The sequence below is a fragment of the Actinomadura logoneensis genome, from assembly GCF_003428695.1.
GTDB lineage: Bacteria > Actinomycetota > Actinomycetes > Streptosporangiales > Streptosporangiaceae > Spirillospora > Spirillospora logoneensis.
Genome location: NZ_QURH01000864.1, coordinates 1 through 5,738, shown reverse-complemented (window position 1 = coordinate 5,738; position 5,738 = coordinate 1). Strand labels below are relative to the sequence as shown.

The window sequence follows — 5,738 nt, the reverse complement described above, 5'->3', positions numbered from 1 at the left end:
GCCGCCCTGGAAGGCCGGGGTGGCGGGCAGGACCGGGGCGGCGGCTGGTCTCCGCCGCGACCGTGCTGGACCGCGTCGCCACCGGGGGCGCCGCCGCGCTCGGCCCGGCCGTGCTCACCTACACCGCCGTGCTGGCCTGCGACACCGCCGTCCCGTCCTGGCACGAGGGATACCGGCAGATGCCGTTCGTGTTCGCCGGGTCGGGCATCGTCGCGGCGTCCGGGATGGCGCTCGCGGCCTCCCCCGCGCACCACAACGGCCCGGCGCGGTCGGCCGCCGTCGTGGGCGGGCTGCTGGAGCTGGGCGCCGCCCGGGTGATGCGGCACCGGCTCGGGCTGGTCGGCGAGCCGTACCAGGAGGGCCGAGCGGGCCGGTTCATGCGCGCGGCCGAGGTGCTCACCTTCGCGGGGGCGGTCACGGCCGTCCTGTTCGGCGGGCGCGGCCGTCCCGCCGCCCTGGCGAGCGGTGCGGCGCTCCTGGCGGCCTCGGCGTGCACCCGGTTCGGCGTCTTCCACGCCGGCCGGCAGTCGGCCGAGGACCCGCGGTACACGGTCGTCCCGCAGCAGCGGCGAGGCCGGACCGGTGAAGAGCGGTAGGACGGACCGGGCGGCGACGGCCGAACAGTCCGGGCAGGCCGGTCGGGCGGGACGCACCGGACGGACCGGGCGGACGGCTCTCGCGGCGGTGCGCGCGGCCGACGAGCGGCTCGGGACCGCCGGGTTCCTCGGCCGGAACATCGGCAAGGCGTTCCCCAAGCACTGGTCGTTCCTGCTCGGCGAGATCGGGCTGTACTCGCTCGTCGTGCTGCTGCTGACCGGCACCTTCCTGACGCTGTTCTTCCATCCGGGGTCCGCCCGGGTGGTGTACGGCGGGTCGTACGAGCCGTTGCGCGGGATCCGGATGAGCGAGGCGTACTCGTCCGCGCTGCGCCTGTCCTTCGACGTGCGCGGCGGGCTGCTGATGCGGCAGCTCCACCACTGGGCGGCGCTGGTGTTCGTAGCGGCCATCTGCGCGCACCTGCTGCGGGTCTTCTTCACCGGCGCGTTCCGCAGGCCGCGGGAGCTCAACTGGCTGATCGGCGTGACGATGTTCGGCCTGGCCCTGGCCGAGGGGTTCGCCGGGTACTCGCTGCCGGACGACCTGCTCTCGGGCACCGGCCTGCGGATCATGCAGGGGATCGTGCTGTCGGTCCCGGTGGTCGGCACGTACCTGGCCATGGTCGTCTTCGGCGGCGAGTTCCCCGGGCAGGACATCATCTCGCGGCTGTTCCCCGTGCACGTCCTGCTGATCCCGGGGCTGCTGCTCGGGCTGGTCGCCGCGCACCTGATGATCCTCTGGCACCAGACGCACACCCAGTGGCCGGGACGGGGACGGCGCGAGCGCGCCGTGGCGGGCGAGCCCGCGTTCCCGGCCTTCGCCGCGCAGAGCGCCGCCTTCTTCCTGACGGTGGCCGGTGTCCTGGCGGGCATGGCGGCCTTCCTGCAGATCAACCCCGTCTGGCTGTACGGGCCGTACGAGCCGGACCAGGTGTCGCTCGGCTCCCAACCCGACTGGTACGTCGGGTTCCTGGAGGGCGCCCTGCGGATCATGCCGCGGCTCACGACGACCCTGTGGGGGCACACGGTCGCCTGGAACGTGTTCGTGCCCGCCGTGGTGCTTCCGGGGGCCTTCCTGACCTCGCTGGCGCTTTACCCGTTCGCCGAACGCCTCGCCACCGGCGACGCCCGCGTCCACCACCTGCTCGACCGTCCGCGCAACGCCGCGACCCGCACCGCGCTCGGCGCCGCGGGAATAGCCTGGTACGGCGACCTGTGGGCCGCCGGAGGCGACGACGTGCTGGCCAACGCGTTCCGGCTGCCGCTCAACGGCAGCGTCTGGTTCTTCCGCGTCGGCTTCTTCGTCCTCCCGGTCCTGGCGTTCATGGCCACCCGGCGGGTCTGCCTCACTCTGCAACGCTCCGACCTGCGCAAACGCCGCGAGGGCGTGGAGAGCGGCCTCATCACGCGCACCCCGGACGGCGGCTTCGCCGAGCGGCACGACGCACCGGCCGCCGACTCCGCCGCCCTGCTGAGGACGCGCCAGCCCCGCGAGCTGGTCCGCCCCTACCCGGACCACATCGTCCCGCTGCCCACACCGGGCCGGATCAGGGCGCAGCTCCGCGCCCGCGCCAACCGCTTCTACCTCGACTACCAGAGCGAGGTCCACGGCGGCGGCCAGGGCGAGGCGGGCACTCCCCCGGCCCGCCGGGACGAGCCGGACGACTGACCGTCAGCCCGCGCCGCCAGATTCCCCCACGCCGCCCGGGTTTCCCGCGCCGCCCGGGTTCACCGCGCCGCCACCGTGGATCTCGCCGTCCGGCCCGCCGCGGGACCGCGGGGTGGCGATCTCGGCGTCCTGCGGCGGCGCCTCGGGCGGGTACCGCAGGTCGAAGGCCGGACGGTTCGACCGGATGGCCGGCATCGCGTGGAAGTTGTGGCGCGGCGGCGGGCAGGACGTGACCCACTCCAGCGAGTTGCCGCCGCCCCAGGGATCGGCGACCTCGATCCGCTCGCCGCGCCGGTGCGTCCGCACGATGTTCCACAGGAAGGCGAACGTGGACGCGCCCAGAACGAACGCCCCCGCCGACGACACCGCGTTGAGCGCACCGAGGTGCGCGGGGTAGTCGGCGATGCGCCGGGCCATCCCCTGGACGCCCAGCACGTGCTGGACGAGGAAGGTGGTCTGGAAGCCGACGAACAGCGTCCAGAAATGGACCTTCCCCCAGGTCTCGTCCAGCCGCCTGCCGGTCATCTTCGGCCACCAGAAGTAGAACCCGGCGAAGGTGGCGAACACGATCGTGCCGAACAGCACGTAGTGCAGGTGCCCGACCACGAAGTAGGTGTCGGTCAGGTCGAAGTCCAGCGGGGGCGAGGCCAGGATGACGCCGGTCAGGCCGCCGAACAGGAACGTCACCAGGAACCCGACCGCGAACAGCATGGGCGTGTCGAGGCGGATCTGCCCGCGCCACATCGTGCCGATCCAGTTGAAGAACTTCACCCCGGTCGGCACCGCGATCAGGAAGGACATGAACGAGAAGAACGGCAGCAGCACCCGCCCGGTGGCGAACATGTGGTGCGCCCACACCGTCATCGACAGCCCGGTGATGGAGATGGTCGCCGCCACCATCCCGAAGTACCCGAAGACGGGCTTGCGGGAGAACACCGGGACGACCTCGGTGACGATCCCGAAGAACGGCAGCGCGACGATGTAGACCTCCGGGTGCCCGAAGAACCAGAACAGGTGCTGCCAGAGGATCGCGCCGCCGTGCGGGGCGTCGTAGACGTGCGCGCCGAACTTCCGGTCCGCCTCCAGCGCCAGCAGCGCGCCGGTGAGGACCGGGAACGCCAGCAGCACCATCAGCGAGGTCAGCAGCACGTTCCAGGTGAAGATCGGCATCCGGAACATGATCATTCCGGGCGCGCGCATGACGGCGATGGTGGTGACGAGGTTGACCGAGGTGAGGATCGTGCCCGCGCCGGACAGCACCAGCCCCATGATCCACAGGTCCGGGCCGGCGCCGGGCGAGTGCGCCGCCGACGACAGCGGCGCGTAGCCCGTCCAGCCGAACGCCGCGCCGCCGCCGGGCGCCGCGAACCCGGCGACGACCAGCAGGGCGCCGAACAGGAACAGGTAGTAGCTGAGGGTGTTCAGCCGGGGGAACGCGACGTCCGGGGAGCCGATCTGGAGCGGGACGAGCACGTTGGCGAACCCGGCGAACGTCGGGGTGGCGAACAGCAGCAGCATGATCGTGCCGTGCATGGTCAGCAGCTGGTCGTACCGCTCCGCCGACACCACCTGGAGCCCCGGCTCCAGCAGCTCGCCCCGCATCACCATGGCCATGAGGCCCGCGACCAGGAACAGCGCGAACGACGTCGTCAGGTACAGGTATCCGACGACCTTGTGGTCGGTGGTCGCCAGGACGTCCCCGACCCGGGCGCCCATGCGGTGCCGCGACAGCGCCTGCGCCGCGCTGTCGTCGGTCACGCCGTCGGCGGTGGCCGTGTCGTCGGCCCCGCCGTCCGCGCCGCCGTCCGCCCTGCCGTTCCCCGTGCCGTCCGTCCCGCCGCCGGCTCTGTCGTCCAGCGTGGTCATGCCGCCTCCGCCTCCGCGCACCCCCATGTCAGGCGCTATCCGGGCGGAGGACCTTTCAAACTCTCCGCGATCATGAAGACCGGCGAATCGTGCCTGCCGCCCGGCTCCTCACCGCGGATACGGAAGTGGGATGGTCTGAAGGTCGGCGGGCGGTGGACGGCCGGGGGCGCCGGGATCCGGCGGGCGGGTGGAGCCGCCCGGGAGGTCAGCGTCCGGCCGGGGAGTAGTACTCGGCCGGGGCCTCGTCGGCCGTGCGCCCGCCCCAGCGGCGCGGCGCCCAGGTCGGGACGAGCAGGGCGAAGCCCAGCATCGCGTCCACTCCGGAGCCGAGCAGCATGCGCAGCCCGAAGTCCAGGTCGTCCGGGGCGTGCGCCCGGGCGGGCAGCCCCAGCACGGTGCCGGGGTCGGCGAGGAACGCGCCGGACAGGCCGAGCAGCGTCAGCGCGGGGACGAGGGAGACCAGCGGCGACGCCCAGCGCGCCACGATGACCACGCCGGCGACCAGGCCGGCGGCGGCCAGCAGCGCGAACGCGCCGTAGCCGCGGGTGTGGTCGGTGATGACCCGGCTGCCGCCGTCGAAGGACGCGGTGGCCTGCGCGTACCCCCACGCCGCCCCGGCCAGGAGCGCCGGGGTGAGCAGGATGCCGAGGAGGAGTCCGGCCGCGTGCCGCACCGCGCGTCACCTCACCTTCGCCACGGCCGCGCCGGGAGGGGCGCGGCACCGGGACCATCAGACCACGAACCACCGAATCCCGTCCTGGATACGACTTTGACGGACCAATCCGTCCTGACCGATTCACCGGTCGAAGGCCGTCCTTGGACACGTGTCCGTTTCGACCGGGTGTGAGGGGGCATCTGCCGGACCGTTCGTTCCGACGCTAGTCGGAGTCGAGGCACGAGGAGGACGCAATGTCGACCGCCATCATGGTCGTCGTCGCGGTCGTGGTCGTCGTCGCGGTCATCGCCGCGGCCCTGCTGGCGTCCCGGCAGGCCCGCACCCGGCGACTGCGCCGGCGCTTCGGACCCGAGTACGACCGCGCCGTCGAGCGGCACGGAGGCAAAGCCGCCGCCGAGCGCGAGCTGACGCAGCGCGAGCACCGGCACGAGGAGCTGCCGCTGCGCGAGCTGGACCCCGGGCGGCGCGAGCTGTACCGCGGGCAGTGGACGCAGGTGCAGGAGCAGTTCGTGGACGCGCCGGAGGCCGCGCTGGAGCAGGCCGACCGGCTCGTCAAGGCGGTGATGAACGAACGCGGCTACCCCGACGGCGACTTCGAGGACCGCGCCGCCGACCTCTCGGTGGAGCACGCCCGGGCCCTGGACCACTACCGGCGCGGTCGCGAGATCCGGCTGCACCACGGCCGGGAGAAGGCGACGACCGAGGACCTGCGGCAGGCCATGGTCCACTACCGCACCCTGTTCGAGGACCTGGTCGCCGACCCCGCCGAGCGGCGGGCCGACGGCACGGCCGGCGCGCACGCCGACGGGCGGGCCCACGGGCGAACCGAAGAGCGGGCCGAAGAGCGGGCCGCGGCCCGGGCCGAGGAGCCGGTCGCCGGGCGGCCGGGCCACCAGGCCGCCGCCCGCGGACCCGTCGCCGACCAGCGGGG

4 protein-coding genes and 1 pseudogene are annotated in these 5,738 nt (G+C 73.4%); 3 read left to right on the top strand and 2 right to left on the bottom strand.

The window, feature by feature from the left end; all coding sequences use genetic code 11:
- Together DZF91_RS40545 and qcrB are read left to right on the top strand one after the other, a co-directional pair.
- A pseudogene (locus DZF91_RS40545) lies at nt 1-596 on the top strand (NrfD/PsrC family molybdoenzyme membrane anchor subunit); the annotation flags it as partial.
- Complete coding sequence (qcrB, locus tag DZF91_RS29220) at nt 583-2,265, top strand: cytochrome bc1 complex cytochrome b subunit (RefSeq protein ID WP_235834642.1); 1,683 nt, start codon at nt 583-585, stop codon at nt 2,263-2,265. The pseudogene DZF91_RS40545 and the gene qcrB, both read left to right, overlap by 14 nt.
- 3 nt (nt 2,266-2,268) lie before the next feature.
- Here qcrB and ctaD read toward each other — a convergent pair whose 3' ends face one another.
- Both ctaD and DZF91_RS29210 read right to left on the bottom strand, forming a co-directional pair.
- Nucleotides 2,269-3,981 (bottom strand): aa3-type cytochrome oxidase subunit I, encoded by a 1,713-nt coding sequence (gene ctaD / locus DZF91_RS29215; RefSeq protein WP_117360334.1) that lies wholly within the window; start codon nt 3,979-3,981, stop codon nt 2,269-2,271.
- Between the two features lie 355 nt (nt 3,982-4,336).
- Nucleotides 4,337-4,804 carry a hypothetical protein gene (locus tag DZF91_RS29210; RefSeq protein WP_117360331.1) on the bottom strand — a complete coding sequence of 156 codons (468 nt, stop codon included), beginning with the start codon at nt 4,802-4,804 and terminating at the stop codon, nt 4,337-4,339.
- Nucleotides 4,805-5,040: 236 nt separating this feature from the next.
- On the opposite strand from DZF91_RS29210, the gene DZF91_RS29205 reads away from it, so the two are divergent.
- On the top strand, nt 5,041-5,738 hold a 698-nt coding region (locus tag DZF91_RS29205; RefSeq protein ID WP_199486965.1), incomplete at its 3' end, for a hypothetical protein.

Excerpts from the sequence above, each read along its gene's own strand:
- ctaD (WP_117360334.1), bottom strand. The coding sequence starts at position 3,981 with ATGGGCGCCCGGGTCGGGGACGTCCTGGCGACCACCGACCACAAGGTC.